The following is a 17,766-nucleotide window of genomic DNA, read 5'->3' as shown; positions in this document are numbered from 1 at the left end:
TGAAAGTGAGGGACTATTAATGATTTCTGTTAACGATTTAAAAACTGGACTTACAATTGAAGTGGATAATGGCATCTGGACGGTAATGGACTTCCAGCATGTGAAGCCTGGTAAGGGAGCAGCTTTCGTAAGAACGAAGCTACGTAACCTTCGTACTGGTGGAATTCAAGAGAAAACCTTCCGAGCAGGAGAAAAAGTAGCAAAAGCTCATATTGAAAATCGTAAAATGCAGTATCTTTATGCAAGTGCCGACATGCATACGTTTATGGATACTACTACTTATGAGCAAGTTGAACTTCCTGCAGAGCAAATTAGTTATGAACTTAAATTTCTAAAAGAAAACATGGAAATTTCAATTCGTACTTATGGTGAAGAAACGATCGGAGTTGAATTGCCGAATACGGTGGAACTCGTTGTTACTGAAACTGAGCCTGGTATTAAAGGGGACACAGCTTCCGGTGGAACTAAGCCTGCAACTGTTGAAACAGGTTTAACTGTTCAAGTGCCTTTCTTCGTTAATCAGGGAGATGTTTTAATTATCGATACTTCTAAAGGGGAGTATGTATCAAGAGGATAAACATTTTTAAACCGCTCTGTTTGAGCGGTTTTTTTTTAAAAATAAAAATGAGTGATTACTCACTTTACAACAAAGGGATGGATGGTATAATAAAGTGAGTAATCACTCATTTTAGGAGGGATCATATGCAAAAAGATGCTATCCAAGCAAGTGTTACAAAACGATTTGGCACGACTACGATCTTAGATAATATTAGCATTTCACTTAAGGAAGGTGAGATCTTCGGTCTGCTAGGACCATCAGGATCTGGAAAAACGACATTTGTCAAACTGCTCTGTGGTATTGAAGAGGCTTCAGAAGGAAAGGTAACAGTATTAGGTGAACGAATGCCTGATTTAAAGATAATGAAGCGGATCGGCTATATGGCACAAGCGGATGCTTTGTATGGTGAACTATCCGCTTATGAGAATTTAGAATTCTTTGCAACGCTTAGCGGTGTGAGTCGTCGTGATCGAAAAGATCGTATCTTATCTGCTATGAGGCTAGTAGATTTAGAAAAAGAACTTCAGAAAAGAGTGGAAGACTTCTCAGGAGGAATGAAGCGTCGCTTATCACTTGCTATCGCTTTATTGCACGACCCTGAAGTTCTGTTGCTTGATGAACCGACTGTTGGCATAGATCCGTCCTTGCGACAAAAGATATGGGATACGTTTGAAAATCTGAGACAAAAGGGCGTGCTTATTCTCGTTACGACTCATGTAATGGATGAAGCTGATAGATGTTCAAGGCTTGGGATGATTCGAGATGGTCGGTTGATTGCTGTTGGAACCCCAGAAGAATTGAAAAAGCAAACAGATTCGACGACAATTGAGCAAGCTTTTCTTTCATATGGGGGTGTTAAGGAATGAGAATTACAGCCGTTGTAAAACGTATATTGAGGCAGTTCATTCATGATAAGCGAACGATGGGCCTAATGATTGTGGCACCAATTATCATTTTAACCATGTTATCGCTAGTGTTTAACGGGGAAGACCTGGAGTTGAAAGTGGGCACACTAAATATACCTGAGCAACTCGTCGAAAGAATAGAAGAGCATGCTATTGTTAAAAAAGTTACGTCAAAAGATACCATTGAGTCACTACTGAAAGAAGATTATGATGCAGTCATTGACTTCAGCAATGGGGAAAAGAAACTACATCTAGAGGGCAGTGATCCCTCCATTAATCAAGCAGTAATTAATCTTGTTAGAAGTAATTCTATGGTAAACAACGAAGAAGTGGATTTAGATGTATCTTATCTTTTTGGCTCGAGTGACATGACTTCATTTGATCACTTTGGTCCTGTACTAGTTGGTTTCTTTATTTTCTTTTTTGTGTTTTTAATTGCTGGAGTTTCTTTCTTGAGAGAGAGAACCCAGGGGACGCTCGAACGAGTTTTAGCTAGTCCTATTAAAAGGTGGGAACTTGTAATTGGATACGTGATCGGCTTTGGATTATTTACTATGTTTCAATCAGCGATCATTGCCCTATATAGTATTTATGTGATTGATTTAAAAATGGAAGGCGCTTTCTTTTATGTACTACTTATAACACTCATGCTAGCATTAAGTGCCCTAACTTTAGGAACTTTACTTTCATCATTTGCAAAGAATGAATTACAAATGATTCAGTTTATACCACTTGTTGTTGTACCGCAACTCTTTTTTTCTGGGTTATTTAATCTTGATACGATTTCAAATTATTTAAGCTGGATTGGTCCGTTAACTCCTTTGTATTATGGAGCTGAAGCTCTTAGAAATGTTATGATTAAAGGACAGGGAATAACAGAAATATGGATTGATTTACTTATTTTATTTGGATTCTCAATCGCTTTTATGATTTTAAATATATACGCACTAAAAAAACACCGACGCATTTAGAGTCAGGGGGAGCTTATGAAAAAGATAGAAGACAGCATGGAATGGCTATTTGATGAAGAGGTAAGCGAGTCCGGAGATTTAACTGAGAAACAAAAACGCATCGTTAAAGCGGCAGTTGAAATGTTCCAGGAAAAAGGATTCTCCGCTTCCTCAACAAGTCAAATTGCGAGACGTGCAGGCGTAGCGGAAGGAACAATATTTCGCCATTATAATACGAAGAAAGACTTGCTGCTTGCTATTGTTACACCTGTTATGAGCCATCTGGTCGCCCCTTTCATCGTGAAAGATTTAGACAAAGTATTAAAACCAAACTATGAGCACTATGAGGATTTTTTGAGAGCTGTTGTAAAAAATAGACAGGTGTTCATACACAAGCACTTACCAATTGTTAAGATTTTGATGCAGGAGATTCCTTTTCATGAGGAACTTCGTACTCAATTTATCGAGCATGTAGCGAAGGATTTGTTTGATCGGTTTGAAAAAGTGATTCTCCACTTCCAACAGAAAGGCGAATTAATCCAAATTCCGCCTTCCTCAGCGATCAGACTTTCGATAACAGCCGTTCTCGGTTTTTTTCTTGCACGATACATTATGGTGCCGGAGAGTGAGTGGGATGATGAGCAGGAGATCGAACTGACAGTTCAATTTATATTAAATGGTTTAAAAGCAAAATGACCATCCAGCCTTCGCTGGGTGGTTTTTTTGTTTTCCTCCAATAAGTTCAATATTTTAAATGTAACAATTTAGCTAACAAACTATTTGCTTCCGGTGTTTTATGAAGCTGATTTCTCAATAATGAAATGAGTTATATGATTTACGAATTTCTTCTGAAAATCATAAATTCATCATAAGTTGTACAAACAATTTGTGGGAGGCTAGAGATGATTCATTCCGTTCTTGTCATGGGAGTGCTTCGAATACTTTCTGGTGTGATCGAGCTTACAGCAGCGATTCTCATTCTTTTTATTCAGGATCTAAGAATAGCCATGATGATTAATGCCATTCTCGCTATAGTTGGTCCAATTATTTTAGTAGTTACCATGTCAGTGGGGTTGATTGGTCTAGCAGGTGATCTATCAATTATGAAAATTATTTTTATCATGATAGGGGTTGCTTTTATTTTAATTGGAACCCTTTCATAGATTTAGTAGAGACATAATTTAAGCAAGACAGGAATAGTAGTGTAGGGAGAAACAAGCTTAGAGAGGGGGGACATTCTTGGAAGAAGTTCTTCGCGTGCTTCCGGAAAATGTACAAAAAATCTTGAATCAGTATTCAATTGTTGAAAGATCGACGATTGAAGAAATTCGAATGCGTATTAACCGTCCACTTGAGATCATGATTAACGGGAAGCCGGATTTTCCTCTCTTAAATGGCCATGGCTATTTTATTTCAAAAGAAGATGGTCTACAAATGATAAATAAGCTAAGTCACTACTCTCTCTACGCTCTGGAAGAAGAACTTAAAAAAGGTTTTGTAACGATTGAGGGAGGGCATCGTGTAGGCCTCGCAGGGAAGGTTATTACACTAAATGGACATGTCAAAGCCATTAGAGATATTGCTTCATTTAATGTGAGAATTGCGAAGCAAAAGCTTGGAATAGCTATACCACTAGTATCATATCTATATGCTGGGAGATGGATGAATACGATTATATTAGGGCCCCCTCAGTCTGGTAAAACGACAATGCTTCGTGATTTAACTCGACTTATGGCTGAAGGTGATGAATTAAGAAGGATTCCATCAGCAAAGGTAGGCGTTGTCGATGAGCGATCAGAAATAGCTGGATGTGTACAGGGGATCCCTCAACATCGACTGGGAGATCGTGTTGATGTACTCGACGCTTGTCCAAAAGCGGAAGGAATGATGATGATGATTCGCTCCATGAGTCCAGAAATACTTATTGTAGATGAAATTGGACGAAAAGAAGACAGTGAAGCGATTATCGAAGCAATAAATGCTGGGATTAACCTCGTAGTGACAGTCCATGGGACGAAATTGGATGATTTAAACCGTAGGCCAAGTATGCAGGGGTTATTAAAGTCGGGGTGCTTTGATCGTATCGTCGAACTGTCGCGAGAAGATGGTCCAGGAACAATTAGTGCGATTAAAGATAAAACCGGTAAGGAAATTCGACGTAAAAAGGTGATCTAGCATGAAGTTACTAGGTGCAGTGCTCATCATTATGGCAAGCACATGGGCAGGTGTGGAATGGTCCAGGACAGTTAGTGAACGGTCACGCCAATTACGTCAGTTGAAGGCGGCATTACAGTCACTAGAAGCAGAGATTGTTTACGGAATGACACCTTTAAGCGTTGCTTGTAGTCATATATGTAGACAGGTTGGTCATCCTGTATCGTGGTTTTTTGATTCATTTAGGAGGAAGCTTGAGGCAGGCCATGCTACTGCGTATGAAGCATGGATTGAAAGTATGGAGGAAGTTTGGAAATACACTGCCTTTAAAAATGAGGAAAAAGAAGTGATGAAGCAATTAGGCGCTACCATTGGTCAGCATGATCGAGAACATGAGCAAAAGCAACTGAAGCTGGCATTAATTCACTTAGAGAGAGAAGAAAGTGAAGCGAGAGATAATCAGATGAAATATGAAAGAATGTTTAAAAGCCTTGGTGTACTTGGCGGTATTCTTCTTGTCATACTTTTGATTTAGTCATTGGGAGGAAGCGTAGATGAATCATGATGTAAATACGATTTTTCAAATAGCTGGTATTGGTATTATCGTTGCCATGCTTCATACAATCTTAAAGCAAATGGGAAAAGAGGAATACGCGCACTGGGTCACTTTAATAGGATTTATTGTTGTCCTTTATATGGTCATTACAATTATAGATGATCTTTTTCAGAAAATACGAGGAGTCTTCCTTTTTCAAGGGTAGGGGGTGACTGCGATTGATATTTTACAAATAGTCGGCTTAGGATTAATCGCTACCTTCCTAGTTATTGTGGTCAAAGAGCAAAAGCCTGTGTTTGCCTTCACGATTACGGTTTTCACAGGCGCTTTAATTTTTCTCTACTTAATAGGAGAAATTCAACACATTATTCGTATGCTTGAGAGTCTTGCAGCAAAAGCGAATGTTGAAATCGTTTATGTGGAAACGGTTTTAAAAATTATCGGGATCGCTTATATAGCAGAATTCGGTGCGCAAATTGTAAGAGATGCGGGTCAAGGCGCAATTGCATCGAAAATTGAACTTGCTGGTAAATTATTGATTCTTGCTATGGCAATTCCAATCTTAACGTTAATCATAGAAACAGTATTGAAATTATTACCATCATAAGAGGGGGAGAGGGACATGCCTCACATGAAAAAAATGCTGTTGATGCTGCTATTCCTCTGCTTTTCTCTTATGTTTTTTGAATCTTCCGTAGCGGCAAAAGGGGAAGAGGAGCCTCTTTCAAGTCAATTTGTAGACAAGCAGTTAAATACGCTTGGTTTACAAGAAATACAAGATTATTGGGATGAAGTCATTGAAGAATACGGGGGTTTTTTACCTGAAAGTCAGAAAGGCTCCTTTATGGAATTCATTAAAGGAGAAAAGCAGATATCTTTAAAAGCGTATTTTATTGGCCTACTAAAGTTTCTCTTCCATGAACTGCTTGTGCATGGAAAGCTTCTTGGGAGTCTGATCCTTCTTACAATCTTTAGTATCCTTCTGCAGAACATGCAAAATGCATTTGAACATAAAGCAGTTAGTACAGTAGCGTATGGCATTATTTATATGGTTTTAATTATCCTGGCACTAAATAGCTTTCATGTTGCGATTCAGTATACAGAAGATGCTATAGCTAACATGATGGGATTCTTACTTGCATTAATTCCATTGCTTTTAGCTTTAATGGCATCTGTGGGTGGAGTAGCTTCTGTTGCTTTCTTTCATCCGATCGTCTTATTTCTTGTAAATACTGGTGGATTACTTATTCAGAAGTTTGTACTTCCAATGCTCTTTCTATCAGCGGTCCTCGCTATTGTAAGTACTATCAGTGAGCAGTACAAGGTTACCCAGCTTTCTAATTTATTACGAAATGTAGCGATAGGAACTCTTGGCGTTTTCTTTGCGGTTTTTTTAGGGGTTATTTCAGTACAAGGTGCGACAACTGCGGTAGCGGATGGCGTTACGATACGAGCTGCGAAATTTGTAACGGGTAACTTTATCCCAGTCGTTGGTCGGATGTTTACAGATGCCACCGACACGGTGTTAAGCGCCTCTGTTCTATTAAAAAACACGGTGGGCTTAGCTGGGGTTGTCATTCTCTTAATGATCTGCGCTTTTCCGGCGCTAAAAGTATTATCACTAGTACTAATCTATAATATTGCTGCAGCGGTGATTCAACCATTGGGCGGTGGTCCAATTATTCAATCCCTAAATGTTATATCAAAAAGCATTTTGTTCATATTTGCGGCCCTTGCTATTGTTTCATTGATGTTCTTTCTTGCTGTAACGATTATTATAGCATCTGGCAATATTACGTTAATGGTGCGTTAGGAGGTGTCGTGTGGATATTATTACAGGATGGATTACAAATATTATTGTGTTAATCCTTCTAGCAACAGTGCTAGAACTATTGTTGCCAAATTCAAATATGCAGCGTTATGTAAAGATGGTTATAGGTTTAATGTTAATGGCGGTTATTTTATCTCCTATACTCACGATTTTCACAAAAGACTTTGATGCCATGCTCCGAACAGTAACGCTCACTGACTCAACTCAAAATGCAAATATGGAAAATCAGATAGAATCAAAGAAAAGTGAAATACAAGCATCCAATGCTGCATATATTGAAGAACAAATGGCTGTCCAAATGAAAAGCCAGGTAGAAAAGGAGTTGAGGGACCAGTTTAACCTCGAGATCACAAGCGTTAGTCTTCAGTTAAAGAATCTTGATGGGGAAAAGGATATTGATCAAATTGCAGTAACAGTAAATGAAGCAGGAGCAGAAAAATCTGTTCAGGAAGTGGATGCTGTATCCGTATCAATTGATATTCAAGAGGAAGAGGTCGAAGAAACGGATACTCTCTCGCGTAAGGTTGCATACTTTCTTGCAGATGAGTGGGAGTTGTATCCAAAACAAGTCGGAGTTCAGGTGAAAGGAGGAGAGTAGGGAACGTGGATGAAAAACCAACTAGCTGGCTTGATCAATTGAAGAAGCCTAAAAAGAAAAAGGGAATCCCGTTATTATATTTGATTATTGCTGCGGGGATTGGCGTTATCTTCATGTTTTCCGGAAGCTTTTTCCAGTCACCTGAACAAGTCCAGGAAGTGTTTTCAGAGCAGGCGGGTTCGAAGGATAGTGAACCTACCTTTAGTCAAAAAAAGTCCAATCCGTCGTCTATGGCTGAATACGAGAATGTATACGAAACACAGCTGAAAGAAGCTTTAGATGAAGTGGCAGGAGTTTCTGATGCCACAGTTATTGTGAATTTAGATTCTACAGAAGAAAAAATCGTTGAGAAGAACAGCACTTCTACTGATAAATATACGGATGAATCTCCAAATGATGGAGGTTCAAGAAAGATTGAAGAACAGTCAAGTGAAGAACAAGTTGTCGTCATTCAAAATGACAACGGACAGGAGCCTATCATTGTTAGTACAAAGAAGCCTGTCGTACGAGGAGTTGTAGTGGTAGCAGTTGGAGCAGAGAATATGGAAGTAAAGAAAATGATCGTGGATGCAGTAACAAGACTGCTAGACGTCAAGAGTCACCGTGTCATGGTGCTTCCGAAAAAATTAAAGGGGGAATCCTAAATGGTTTTGAAAAAGCAAACAGTGTGGTTACTAACGATGTTAAGTTTAATCATTGTTTTATCAGCCTATTATATTATGACTCCTGGAACTGATAATGTAGCGTTTGTAGGGGATCAGGATCAAGAGCAGAGTGGTGAGGAAAGTAAAGGAGAAGAGGCAAAAGAAACGAACGCAGAAGAAGGAGATGCTGTTTCTTCAAGTGTTTCAAGTGAGGAAGGATTTGCATCCATAAGACTTGAGATTCAAGAACAACGAGATGCAGCGATTGAAGACTATACGGCAGTTATTGCAAGCGAAGCATCTGCTGACCTTAGAAATGAGGCACATGAGCAACGTCAAGAATTGATGGCATTATCTCAAAAAGAATCTGTATTGGAAAATGTGATAAAGTCAGAAGGTTATAGCGATGCGGTAGTTTATACGCTAGATGATGATAAAGTAAGAGTTATTGTTAAAGCAGATCAACTCTCGAATGAAGAAGCCAACAACATTATGGTACTAGCAGAGGAACAACTAGGAGAAGGCCATAGAATAGCGGTTGAATTTCAGGCTGCAGCAAAGTAAAGATGGAGTTCACTCCATCTTTTTTGTTTTGACCCATTTATGCTCTGAAAGTATTGTGAAAAGAGTTTCATTCAGAAAGAAGCGGTTATTGAAAAATAAACAATAGTAGATAAAATACCAATTTTATAAAGTGAGCGTATATAGATAATCCACACAATAATTTTATAGATGAAAACGTTTTCTAGGTTTGTTACCCTTATTATAGGTCGGTGTGCAAAGATGCCTTCTACCAAGTAAACTGAAGATATGATATGATGAATAGGCTTAGGACCTGCTTTTATATAATGGTCTTAATTCTGAGGTTTGATTTGTTAGATGAAATGCTGGAGATACTAATACACATCTTTATTATGCTATAATTGCTATAGGTTGGAGCGTGTCTTCTGCACAGAAAAACCTCCTAAATACTAAATTTGAAAAAAGATGACAGGGAGTGGAAGTCTTGTTAAAAGTTCAAGAAATTCGCGAATTGATCAAACTTATTGATCAATCAAGCATTGATGAATTCGAATACGAAAATGATGGGTCTAAAATTGTATTAAAGAAAAACGACGTACAATATGCTGAAGCACCGGTACAGCAGCCTGTTCAGCAGCCCGTTGCACAACAGGCGCCTGAGCCAGTGAAGCAAGTGGCGTCTTCTTCAAAAGAGCAAGCTACTGAAGAACCAAAAGAAGAGAAACAGGATGAATCATTACATAAGATAGAATCCCCAATGGTGGGAACGTTCTATGCTCGTCCAAATCCAGAGTCAGATCTTTATGTGAAAACAGGAGAAAAAGTTTCGGGAGATAGCGTAGTCTGCATCATTGAAGCAATGAAGCTTTTTAATGAAATAGAAGCAGAGGTAAATGGAGAAATCGTAGAAATGCTAGTTGAAGATGGTCAGCTGGTTGAATACGGACAGCCTCTGTTTTTAGTGAAAGCATAGGTGATGATAGGATGGAGATTAAGAAATTACTTGTAGCTAACCGCGGAGAGATAGCAGTAAGAATCATACGAGCTTGTGAAGAGCTCGGAATAGAAACAGTAGCCGTATATTCCCAGGCGGATAAAGATGCGCTTCATGTTAGACTTGCTGATGAAGCTTATTGTATCGGACCCACAGCAGCAAAAGACAGCTATTTAAATTTTACAAATATCATGAGTATTGCTACTGTGACAGGGGTTGACGCCATTCATCCCGGATATGGTTTTCTAGCTGAAAATGCCGATTTTGCTGAGCTTTGTAGAGAATGCAATGTGACGTTTGTTGGTCCTAGCCCTGAAGCCATTAATCGCATGGGCACGAAAGACGTTGCTAGAACGACAATGAAGGAAGCTGGAGTTCCGATTGTACCTGGCTCTGAAGGGATTATTAAAGATGCTGACGAAGCAGTAGCTCTTGCGAACGAAATGGGTTATCCCGTCATTATTAAAGCGACTGCTGGCGGTGGCGGTAAAGGAATCCGTATTGCTAAGGATGAGAATGAATTAGTAAAAGGAATCAATATTACGCAACAAGAAGCCTCTACCGCATTTGGAAACCCTGGGGTTTACATTGAAAAGTTTATTGAAGACTTCCGACATGTAGAGATCCAGGTTCTTGCAGATAATCATGGGAATGCGATCCATCTAGGTGAGCGTGATTGTTCTATACAAAGGCGTTTACAAAAGCTAGTGGAAGAAACCCCTTCTCCAGCTCTTGACGCAACAATCAGAAAGAAAATGGGAGATGCGGCAGTGCGAGCTGCTCAAGCCGTTCAATATTCTGGTGCAGGAACTGTGGAGTTTATTTTTGAGCCAACAGGGAATTTTTATTTTATGGAAATGAATACGCGCATTCAAGTTGAGCACCCTGTGACTGAGATGGTAACGGGTATTGACTTAATTAAGGAACAAATCCGAGCAGCTTCTGATGAAGAACTTCGATACAAACAAGAAGATGTGACGTTTAAAGGATGGGCGATTGAGTGCCGTATCAACGCAGAAGATCCTGACAAAAAGTTTATGCCGTCCCCTGGTAAGGTTGAAATGTACCTGCCGCCGGGTGGATTTGGAGTTCGAGTTGATTCAGCTGTTTATCCAGGGTATGATATTTTACCTTTTTATGATTCAATGGTTGCAAAGCTGATTACTTATGCTGATACTCGAGAAGAAGCTATCGCTAGAATGAAGCGAGCACTAGGAGAATTTGTCGTTGAAGGTGTTAAAACAACTATTCCGTTCCATATGCGCCTTATGAATCATGAGAAATTTGTAAGCGGCGATTTCAATACAAAGTTTCTTGAGAAATATGATTTAACAGAGCAATCAATGAATTCTAAGTGAGGTGTTCAGAATGAATGAACTTCAATCATTTGAAATGGAAGAGCACGATACTGGTCTTGGAAAAGTAGAGATTTCACCTGAAGTTATCGAAGTCATTGGAAGTATTGCAGCTTCTGAAGTTGATGGTGTAGCAGAGATGAGAGGGAATTTCGCCTCTGGTGTTGTAGAACGCTTTGGGCGAAAGGATCATCGAAAAGGCGTCAAGGTGGAACTTGATGAAGATGGGATCATCCTAGATGCCTATGTGGTGGTAAGCTATGGTTTATCCATTCCGGAAGTATGTGAGAAGGTTCAGGAAAATATCCGTCAGGCCCTTCTTACAATGACTGCTCTAGAAATCAGTGCCGTCAACGTGAGTGTTGTAGGCATTACATTTGATAAAAAAGAACCAGAGAACGAAGAATAAGCAGCGGGGATTGTCCCCCTGCTTTTTTGTTTGTGAAAACAATTGGACATTGCAAAACCTGTATTTGTCCTCTACAGTATGCTATTATTTATTGGTATAGCAATATTAGCGTAAAGGGAGTATAGCAATGAAAAGAAGACATGCAAGAGAAAAAGCCATCCAGGTATTGTTTCAAATAGATGTAACAGACACCGATCCACGTGAGGCTCTTCAACACGTTTTAAATGAGGGAGAAGGTGACGAGTTTCTATCTGAGCTTGTCTTCGGAACGCTTGAGAACCTCGAAAAAATTGATGAAGTCATTAAAGAAAATCTTGTGAACTGGACATTTAATCGGATCGGAAATGTTGACCGTTCAGTACTACGCATGGCTTCTTATGAAATGGTAGTCAGAGATGATATACCCGTTAACGTTAGTTTAAATGAAGCCGTTGAACTTGCGAAGTTATTCGGTGGAGAAGAATCAGGGCGTTTTGTGAATGGTGTCCTCTCTAAGATTATCCAAAAAAGCTAATTTAAGTAGGAGGGGATAGTTGTGAAAGCGGATCGCTATATATCGGTAACGGCGCTTACGAGACATGTTAAGCGAATGATTGATAATGAACCTGCACTGCAAGATGTCTGGTTGCGTGGCGAATTATCCAATGTGAAGCTTCACAATCGAGGACATCTTTACTTTACAGTTAAAGATGATAAATCACGTGTTCAGGCTGTCATGTTTGCAGGAAATAATCGGCATATGAAATTCAAACCCGAAAGCGGAATGAAAGTACTGATCCGTGGAGAAATATCTGTGTTTGAGCCGTATGGCCAATATCAGCTATATGCAAAAGAAATGCAACCTGATGGAATTGGTAATCTGTATTTAGCTTACGAAGAGTTGAAACGAAAACTCGAATTTGAAGGATTGTTTTCTGATAACCTCAAACAGCAAATCCCACGCTATCCTACAGAAATTGGCGTTATTACTTCCCCTACTGGAGCGGCCATTCGAGATATTTTCACAACAATTAAAAGACGGTATCCAGCTGCGCGAATTACGGTTTTTCCCGTTCTCGTGCAGGGAAATCGTGCTAAGGGATCGATTGTTCAAGCTATAGAGATGGCGAATGCGATGAAAATGATTGATGTGCTGATTGTGGGGCGTGGCGGTGGATCTATTGAAGAACTATGGGCATTTAATGAAGAAGAAGTCGCAAGAAGTATTGCTAGGTCGCACGTACCGATTATTTCTGCGGTAGGCCATGAAACGGATTTTACGATTGCGGATTTCGTTGCTGACTTAAGAGCGCCGACACCAACTGGTGCTGCTGAATTAGCAGTCCCTAGTGTAGTGGAATTGAAAGAGCGAGTTGATCAAAGAGTACATAGACTCATGAGAGTAATGCAAGAAAAACTTGTCTCCGATCGAGATCGGCTGTCAAACCTCCAAAAGTCTTATGCTTTTCGCTATCCAGATCAACTATTGAAGCAAAAGGAACAAGAGCTTGATTTGCAAGTAGAGCGATTGCAGAGAAATATGAAGCGGTTATTGTCGTATACAAAAGAACAAGTCGATCGAAACCATAAGCAATTAAAAAAGCAGCACCCCCAAAAACTTTTAAAAGAAGCGAGTCAAGAGCTTGTAGAGCTCAAGAATTCTTTGAATAAGGAAATGCAACGTGTTTTAGTTGGAAAACAACGTGATTTCTCACTTGCTGCTGGGAAATTGAATGCATTGAGTCCATTGAAAGTAATGGAGCGGGGGTATAGCCTTGCATATAAAGAAGAAGAACTCATTAAGTCTGTTAGTCAGGTCCAACCTGGAGATGTTCTTAAACTTGAAATGACAGATGGAAAAATTGATTGCCATGTATGGGGATTAGAGGAGAGTGATTCGAATGGAGAAAAATGAGAACGTCACATTTGAAGAAGCAATGGAAAAGTTAGAACAAATCGTAGGGGCCTTAGAAGAGGGAAACGTTCCTCTTGAAAAAGCTATTTCACTCTTTCAAGAGGGGATGAACTTATCAAACATCTGTCATGAAAAACTGCAATCCGTTGAAGGGAAAATGGATCAAATTGTTGAGGAAAACGGTGAAATCAAGCGTTTTTCTGTGCAGGAGGATGAAGCGTGATCCAAGATCTTAGCTCTTATATGAATGAGTGTAAAAAACTGCTTGATCAAGAACTGCCTTCATATATTAATCATCTTGAAATGCCAGAATCATTAAAAGAAGCGATGTTGTATTCGATTCATGCGGGAGGGAAGCGGATCCGCCCGATATTAATGCTTGCTACTGTAGAAGCATTTGGCGAATCGATTGATCAAGCAATTCCCATTGCCTGTGCTGTAGAAATGATTCATACGTATTCGCTAATTCATGATGATTTGCCGGCTATGGACAATGATGATTTGCGTCGAGGAAAACCTACAAACCACATCGTTTTCGGCGAAGCGGCGGCTATTCTTGCTGGTGATGCCCTTTTAACCCAAAGTTTTGAACTTATTGCAGACTCCAACTTAACGAGCGAGCAAAAAGTAGAGCTTATTAAGTTATTGTCTCATGCTGCTGGACCTTCGGGTATGGTTGGTGGGCAAATGGCAGATTTGGATGGTGAAAAACAAGCATTAACGTTAGAACAACTTGAGTATATTCATCATCATAAGACTGGGAAGCTTCTTATGTTTTCCATTATGGCAGGGGCGATTATTGGAAATGCTTCGCCACTTCAACGGGAACATCTCCAAGCATTCGGTGAGCACATCGGGTTATCTTTCCAAATAAGTGATGATATCCTTGATGTTGAAGGGGATGAAGGCAAGATTGGTAAACAACCAGGAAGTGATGAGAATAACGAGAAAAGCACATATCCTAAGCTTCTGTCCTTAAAGGGCGCTAAAGAAAAATTAAAGCATCATTTTGATGAGGGATTATCTCACCTTTCTGCCGCTAACATAAAGGAAAATAGATTAAGGTCGATTGCAAAGTTTATTGTAGAGCGTGATCATTAACATATAATTGAGCATAATCATAACCTGTGGTATAATAAGTTAAGATTGAGTGGTGCAGTATTCTAGTCAGTTCGCCATTTCTGAAGGCGGGCCTAAAAATCCGCCATAGGGCACATCGATGAAGTTCCTGGTGTTGGCTTGAGTCGCCCAGACTTGGGTCGATGCTGGGAGTTAAGGTCGCAGGGCGATCCACAAAGGCATGTGGGCGTTGACCCTGCTTCCGCGGAGGCCCATTCTTGTAGTAGAGCGGTTAACGCTGCCTGCTATGAATTGGGGTATGAACCTGTTGCAGCTGCATGGGAACGCAGTTGAACAGCGTAGCCTGCCTTGAGTGGAGCTAGAGGGGATTATGGATTATTGGAAATTTGCAGCTCGGCCGGCCGCTTTTTTCCTACCACCCATATGAAATCTGCTCTGCAAAAGAGGCTAGGAAATGTGTGGAACTGTTGAGGAAAACTCCTAGACTGTTCCGAGTGACACTTAAAGGGGATTATAGTGCGGACTAAGTGGTAATCCAGTCTAGCGCATGGTGACTACGCTAAGATAGATGTAAAGGGAAACCGCCTGAATGGCGACGTTCAGGTATCTATCTGGGAAAACCTACTGGACCTAAGCCGCAGTCTTTACTCTTTAAGTGACCACTCTTCGATACATATGAGTAAAGGGGTGTTCAACTGACAGGGAACAGGGGGAAACGAACTGACCCCATGAATTCCTGCCAGCTGGATACCTATTTTTATGTGATTATATAATGGACAAGGAGTAGATATGAAAGCTTCCGTATCAAAATCCATAAACTGGAGTTTAGCTATTGCCGTTATCACACTTGTGTTAGCGGCTATTTTTTCAATTATATCGACGGCTGTATTAAGTGGTGTATCTTGGGCAATTGGTATGATTGTAGTATTATTAATCGTTCTAATTGGTATTTTCTTTGATACAATTGGGGTTGCTTCAACAGCAGCAAATGAGGTACCCTTCCACGCTATGGCTGCTGAACGCCTAACCGGGGCGAAGCATGCAATTTTTGTTACACGTAACGCAGATCGCGTAGCAAGCTTCTGTAATGATGTAATTGGTGATATTTCGGGTATTATAAGTGGTACAGCCTCCGCAACCGTTGTCGTACAATTAACACTTCAACTTGGACATAGCGATGGATCTTTGTTTCAATATATAGTATCAGTAGTATTTACCAGCGTCATAGCTGCGTTGACGGTCGGAGGAAAAGCGCTCGGAAAAACGTTTGCGATCCATTTTTCTACTGGAATCATTTTTCAAGTAGGTCGGTTCTTATATTATGTAGAAAAAACATTTAAAATTAAAATGGTAGGCAACCAATCCAAAAAGAAAAAGGGAAACCGTAAATCGAAATAAGAAGGGGAGGACATTCCCATGGATTTAGAAAAGATTGAGAATCCTAAGTTTCTCAAAAATTATGATATCAATGAAATGACCGAGCTTGCAGAAGAAGTTAGAAGTTTTTTAATTAATAAATTGTCTGAAACTGGTGGACATCTTGGTCCTAACCTTGGTGTGGTTGAACTGACAATCGTTCTTCACAAAATTTATGATAGTCCAAAAGATAAATTTATCTGGGATGTAGGACACCAAGCATACGTTCATAAAATTCTGACAGGACGAGCTTCTAGATTTGATACTTTGCGAAAATACAAAGGTCTTTGTGGATTCCCTAAGCGAAATGAGAGTGAGCATGACGTTTGGGAAACTGGTCATAGTTCTACATCATTATCTGCGGCGATGGGTATGGCTGCTGCTCGTGATATGAAAGGAAGCGACGAGAGTGTTGTCGCGATCATAGGGGATGGCGCATTAACAGGTGGAATGGCCTTAGAAGCGCTCAACCATATTGGTCATGAGCAGAAAGATATGCTAGTGATTTTAAATGATAACGAAATGTCGATTGCTCCTAACGTTGGAGCACTTCATAATATTCTAGGAAAACTTCGTACAGCAGGTAAATATCATAAAGCGAAAGAAGAGCTTGAATATTTGCTTAAGAAAATCCCTGCTTTCGGTGGTGCGCTTGCTTCGACTGCTGAGCGTGTTAAAGATGCTCTGAAATATCTATTGGTGTCTGGTATTTTCTTTGAAGAACTTGGATTTACCTACCTTGGACCAGTAGATGGGCATGACGTTGAAGCTCTAATGGAGAATATTAAGTACGCTAAGAAAACAAAAGGGCCTGTCCTTATCCACGTGTTAACAAAAAAAGGAAAAGGTTATCAACCGGCTGAAAGCGATCAAATCGGTGTATGGCACGGTGTGAGTCCTTATAAAATCGAAGCTGGTGAACAGATTAAACCGAAAGTTGCTGCCCCAGGCTACAGCAAGGTAGTAAGTGAAACAGTACGGAAGCTCGCTGAAAAAGATGATCGCATTTCTGTTATTACGCCAGCTATGACAGTTGGTTCAAAATGGGAAGCGTTCGAAAAGCAATTTCCAGAAAGACTTTTTGATGTAGGAATTGCAGAACAGCATGCTACAACGATGGCAGCAGGACTTGCAACACAAAACCTAAAGCCTGTCTTATCTATCTACTCCACGTTTCTCCAAAGAGCCTATGATCAGCTTGTCCACGACGTGTGCAGGCAGAACCTAAACGTATTTCTTGCAGTTGATCGTTCTGGTCTTGTAGGAGCAGACGGGGAAACACATCAGGGAGTATTCGATATCTCGTTCCTTCGTCATTTACCGAACATGGTCTTAATGATGGCTAAAGATGAGAATGAATTGCAACATATGGTGAATACTGGAATGAAGTATAATCAAGGCCCGATTGCAGTTCGGTATCCGCGAGGAAATGGCATCGGTGCGAAGATGGATGAAGACTTAAAAGAAATTCCAATTGGCACTTGGGAAGTCATTCGCGAAGGAACAGATGTCGCACTCCTTTCTTTTGGTCCTACGCTTCAAGACCTTTTGAAAGCTGCAGAGAAACTTGAACAAGAAGGCATCTCAGCTCGAGTAATTAATGCTCGTTTTATTAAGCCTCTTGATGAGAAAATGATGGCTGAACTTATGCAAGAAGGAATTCCGATGTTAACAGTGGAGGAAGCGATTCTTCAAGGTGGATTTGGTAGTGCTGTACTTGAGTATGTGAACGACAGCGGTTATCAACACGGTACAATTCAAAGAATGGGCATACCAGATGCATATATTGAACACGGCAGTGTCAATGAACTATTAAAAGAAATCGGCTTAACTCCAGATGATATTGTTGCGAAAGCAAAGAAAATAATTCCAGCAAAACAAAAGAGGGCATAAAAGAGA

Annotated in this window: 22 protein-coding genes; all 22 read left to right on the top strand. The window is 40.1% G+C overall.

The window, feature by feature from the left end:
- Nucleotides 1–19 precede the first annotated feature (19 nt).
- On the top strand, nucleotides 20–577 hold the full coding sequence (gene efp, locus AC0VYJ_RS14100; protein ID WP_194222120.1) for an elongation factor P: 558 nt from the start codon (nucleotides 20–22) through the stop codon (nucleotides 575–577).
- A 125-nt stretch (nucleotides 578–702) separates the two neighbouring features.
- Nucleotides 703–1,425 (top strand): ABC transporter ATP-binding protein, encoded by a 723-nt coding sequence (locus AC0VYJ_RS14095; RefSeq protein ID WP_194222119.1) that lies wholly within the window; start codon nucleotides 703–705, stop codon nucleotides 1,423–1,425.
- Nucleotides 1,422–2,435: an ABC transporter permease gene (locus tag AC0VYJ_RS14090; RefSeq protein WP_475365466.1), complete on the top strand. Its 1,014-nt coding sequence runs from the start codon at nucleotides 1,422–1,424 to the stop codon at nucleotides 2,433–2,435. The genes AC0VYJ_RS14095 and AC0VYJ_RS14090 overlap by 4 nt, the downstream gene beginning before the upstream one ends.
- 15 nt (nucleotides 2,436–2,450) lie before the next feature.
- Nucleotides 2,451–3,110 carry a TetR/AcrR family transcriptional regulator gene (locus tag AC0VYJ_RS14085; protein WP_430244701.1) on the top strand — a complete coding sequence of 220 codons (660 nt, stop codon included), beginning with the start codon at nucleotides 2,451–2,453 and terminating at the stop codon, nucleotides 3,108–3,110.
- A gap of 206 nt (nucleotides 3,111–3,316) precedes the next feature.
- Nucleotides 3,317–3,577: a DUF2619 domain-containing protein gene (locus tag AC0VYJ_RS14080; protein ID WP_475365465.1), complete on the top strand. Its 261-nt coding sequence runs from the start codon at nucleotides 3,317–3,319 to the stop codon at nucleotides 3,575–3,577.
- A 76-nt stretch (nucleotides 3,578–3,653) separates the two neighbouring features.
- The gene (spoIIIAA, locus tag AC0VYJ_RS14075) at nucleotides 3,654–4,589 is read left to right on the top strand and encodes a stage III sporulation protein AA (protein WP_430244698.1); all 936 of its coding nucleotides are present in this window, start codon (nucleotides 3,654–3,656) and stop codon (nucleotides 4,587–4,589) included.
- Nucleotide 4,590: 1 nt separating this feature from the next.
- Entirely contained in the window at nucleotides 4,591–5,103 is a 513-nt protein-coding gene (spoIIIAB, locus tag AC0VYJ_RS14070) for a stage III sporulation protein SpoIIIAB (RefSeq protein ID WP_194222114.1), read from the top strand.
- A gap of 19 nt (nucleotides 5,104–5,122) precedes the next feature.
- Entirely contained in the window at nucleotides 5,123–5,329 is a 207-nt protein-coding gene (gene spoIIIAC / locus AC0VYJ_RS14065; RefSeq protein ID WP_048308951.1) for a stage III sporulation protein AC, read from the top strand.
- Between the two features lie 12 nt (nucleotides 5,330–5,341).
- Nucleotides 5,342–5,731 carry a stage III sporulation protein AD gene (spoIIIAD, locus tag AC0VYJ_RS14060; protein ID WP_194222342.1) on the top strand — a complete coding sequence of 130 codons (390 nt, stop codon included), beginning with the start codon at nucleotides 5,342–5,344 and terminating at the stop codon, nucleotides 5,729–5,731.
- Nucleotides 5,732–5,746: 15 nt separating this feature from the next.
- Nucleotides 5,747–6,937, top strand: a complete 1,191-nt coding sequence (gene spoIIIAE / locus AC0VYJ_RS14055) for a stage III sporulation protein AE (RefSeq protein ID WP_408962615.1) — start codon at nucleotides 5,747–5,749, stop codon at nucleotides 6,935–6,937.
- A 10-nt stretch (nucleotides 6,938–6,947) separates the two neighbouring features.
- Nucleotides 6,948–7,553, top strand: a complete 606-nt coding sequence (spoIIIAF, locus tag AC0VYJ_RS14050; protein ID WP_283154001.1) for a stage III sporulation protein AF — start codon at nucleotides 6,948–6,950, stop codon at nucleotides 7,551–7,553.
- Between the two features lie 5 nt (nucleotides 7,554–7,558).
- Nucleotides 7,559–8,197, top strand: coding sequence for a stage III sporulation protein AG (spoIIIAG, locus tag AC0VYJ_RS14045; RefSeq protein WP_194222112.1), 639 nt, complete (start codon nucleotides 7,559–7,561; stop codon nucleotides 8,195–8,197).
- Complete coding sequence (locus tag AC0VYJ_RS14040) at nucleotides 8,198–8,761, top strand: SpoIIIAH-like family protein (protein WP_194222111.1); 564 nt, start codon at nucleotides 8,198–8,200, stop codon at nucleotides 8,759–8,761.
- Between the two features lie 442 nt (nucleotides 8,762–9,203).
- Nucleotides 9,204–9,692, top strand: a complete 489-nt coding sequence (accB, locus tag AC0VYJ_RS14035) for an acetyl-CoA carboxylase biotin carboxyl carrier protein (RefSeq protein WP_475365464.1) — start codon at nucleotides 9,204–9,206, stop codon at nucleotides 9,690–9,692.
- Nucleotides 9,693–9,703: 11 nt separating this feature from the next.
- Nucleotides 9,704–11,071 carry an acetyl-CoA carboxylase biotin carboxylase subunit gene (gene accC / locus AC0VYJ_RS14030; RefSeq protein WP_194222109.1) on the top strand — a complete coding sequence of 456 codons (1,368 nt, stop codon included), beginning with the start codon at nucleotides 9,704–9,706 and terminating at the stop codon, nucleotides 11,069–11,071.
- A 10-nt stretch (nucleotides 11,072–11,081) separates the two neighbouring features.
- The gene (locus AC0VYJ_RS14025) at nucleotides 11,082–11,477 is read left to right on the top strand and encodes an Asp23/Gls24 family envelope stress response protein (RefSeq protein WP_194222108.1); all 396 of its coding nucleotides are present in this window, start codon (nucleotides 11,082–11,084) and stop codon (nucleotides 11,475–11,477) included.
- 127 nt (nucleotides 11,478–11,604) lie between these two features.
- On the top strand, nucleotides 11,605–11,991 hold the full coding sequence (gene nusB / locus AC0VYJ_RS14020) for a transcription antitermination factor NusB (RefSeq protein WP_404681630.1): 387 nt from the start codon (nucleotides 11,605–11,607) through the stop codon (nucleotides 11,989–11,991).
- Between the two features lie 21 nt (nucleotides 11,992–12,012).
- Nucleotides 12,013–13,371, top strand: coding sequence for an exodeoxyribonuclease VII large subunit (gene xseA / locus AC0VYJ_RS14015; protein WP_194222106.1), 1,359 nt, complete (start codon nucleotides 12,013–12,015; stop codon nucleotides 13,369–13,371).
- The gene (locus AC0VYJ_RS14010) at nucleotides 13,358–13,594 is read left to right on the top strand and encodes an exodeoxyribonuclease VII small subunit (RefSeq protein ID WP_194222105.1); all 237 of its coding nucleotides are present in this window, start codon (nucleotides 13,358–13,360) and stop codon (nucleotides 13,592–13,594) included. The genes xseA and AC0VYJ_RS14010 overlap by 14 nt, the downstream gene beginning before the upstream one ends.
- Nucleotides 13,591–14,472 carry a polyprenyl synthetase family protein gene (locus AC0VYJ_RS14005; protein ID WP_242057410.1) on the top strand — a complete coding sequence of 294 codons (882 nt, stop codon included), beginning with the start codon at nucleotides 13,591–13,593 and terminating at the stop codon, nucleotides 14,470–14,472. The genes AC0VYJ_RS14010 and AC0VYJ_RS14005 overlap by 4 nt, the downstream gene beginning before the upstream one ends.
- 768 nt (nucleotides 14,473–15,240) lie before the next feature.
- Nucleotides 15,241–15,849 carry a CNNM metal transporter family protein gene (locus tag AC0VYJ_RS14000; protein WP_194222104.1) on the top strand — a complete coding sequence of 203 codons (609 nt, stop codon included), beginning with the start codon at nucleotides 15,241–15,243 and terminating at the stop codon, nucleotides 15,847–15,849.
- 18 nt (nucleotides 15,850–15,867) lie between these two features.
- Entirely contained in the window at nucleotides 15,868–17,760 is a 1,893-nt protein-coding gene (gene dxs / locus AC0VYJ_RS13995) for a 1-deoxy-D-xylulose-5-phosphate synthase (RefSeq protein ID WP_475365463.1), read from the top strand.
- The last annotated feature ends 6 nt before the right edge of the window (nucleotides 17,761–17,766 follow it).

The organism is Anaerobacillus sp. 63XJN7_5_ISO-PGPR-S23-430 (assembly GCF_056173695.1).
Note: the sequence above shows the minus strand (reverse complement) of the source record. Positions and strands in the feature narration are given on the sequence as shown.

What these genes read in the sequence shown, in the direction of transcription:
- AC0VYJ_RS14025 (WP_194222108.1), top strand. Translation starts at nt 11,082, where the DNA reads ATGAATGAACTTCAATCATTTGAAATGGAAGAGCACGATACTGGTCTT.
- spoIIIAB (WP_194222114.1), top strand. Translation starts at nt 4,591, where the DNA reads ATGAAGTTACTAGGTGCAGTGCTCATCATTATGGCAAGCACATGGGCA.
- AC0VYJ_RS14095 (WP_194222119.1), top strand. Translation starts at nt 703, where the DNA reads ATGCAAAAAGATGCTATCCAAGCAAGTGTTACAAAACGATTTGGCACG.
- accC (WP_194222109.1), top strand. Translation starts at nt 9,704, where the DNA reads ATGGAGATTAAGAAATTACTTGTAGCTAACCGCGGAGAGATAGCAGTA.
- spoIIIAE (WP_408962615.1), top strand. Translation starts at nt 5,747, where the DNA reads ATGCCTCACATGAAAAAAATGCTGTTGATGCTGCTATTCCTCTGCTTT.
- AC0VYJ_RS14080 (WP_475365465.1), top strand. Translation starts at nt 3,317, where the DNA reads ATGATTCATTCCGTTCTTGTCATGGGAGTGCTTCGAATACTTTCTGGT.
- efp (WP_194222120.1), top strand. Translation starts at nt 20, where the DNA reads ATGATTTCTGTTAACGATTTAAAAACTGGACTTACAATTGAAGTGGAT.
- AC0VYJ_RS14040 (WP_194222111.1), top strand. Translation starts at nt 8,198, where the DNA reads ATGGTTTTGAAAAAGCAAACAGTGTGGTTACTAACGATGTTAAGTTTA.
- dxs (WP_475365463.1), top strand. Translation starts at nt 15,868, where the DNA reads ATGGATTTAGAAAAGATTGAGAATCCTAAGTTTCTCAAAAATTATGAT.
- AC0VYJ_RS14090 (WP_475365466.1), top strand. Translation starts at nt 1,422, where the DNA reads ATGAGAATTACAGCCGTTGTAAAACGTATATTGAGGCAGTTCATTCAT.
- AC0VYJ_RS14085 (WP_430244701.1), top strand. Translation starts at nt 2,451, where the DNA reads ATGAAAAAGATAGAAGACAGCATGGAATGGCTATTTGATGAAGAGGTA.
- spoIIIAC (WP_048308951.1), top strand. Translation starts at nt 5,123, where the DNA reads ATGAATCATGATGTAAATACGATTTTTCAAATAGCTGGTATTGGTATT.
- AC0VYJ_RS14010 (WP_194222105.1), top strand. Translation starts at nt 13,358, where the DNA reads ATGGAGAAAAATGAGAACGTCACATTTGAAGAAGCAATGGAAAAGTTA.
- nusB (WP_404681630.1), top strand. Translation starts at nt 11,605, where the DNA reads ATGAAAAGAAGACATGCAAGAGAAAAAGCCATCCAGGTATTGTTTCAA.
- AC0VYJ_RS14000 (WP_194222104.1), top strand. Translation starts at nt 15,241, where the DNA reads ATGAAAGCTTCCGTATCAAAATCCATAAACTGGAGTTTAGCTATTGCC.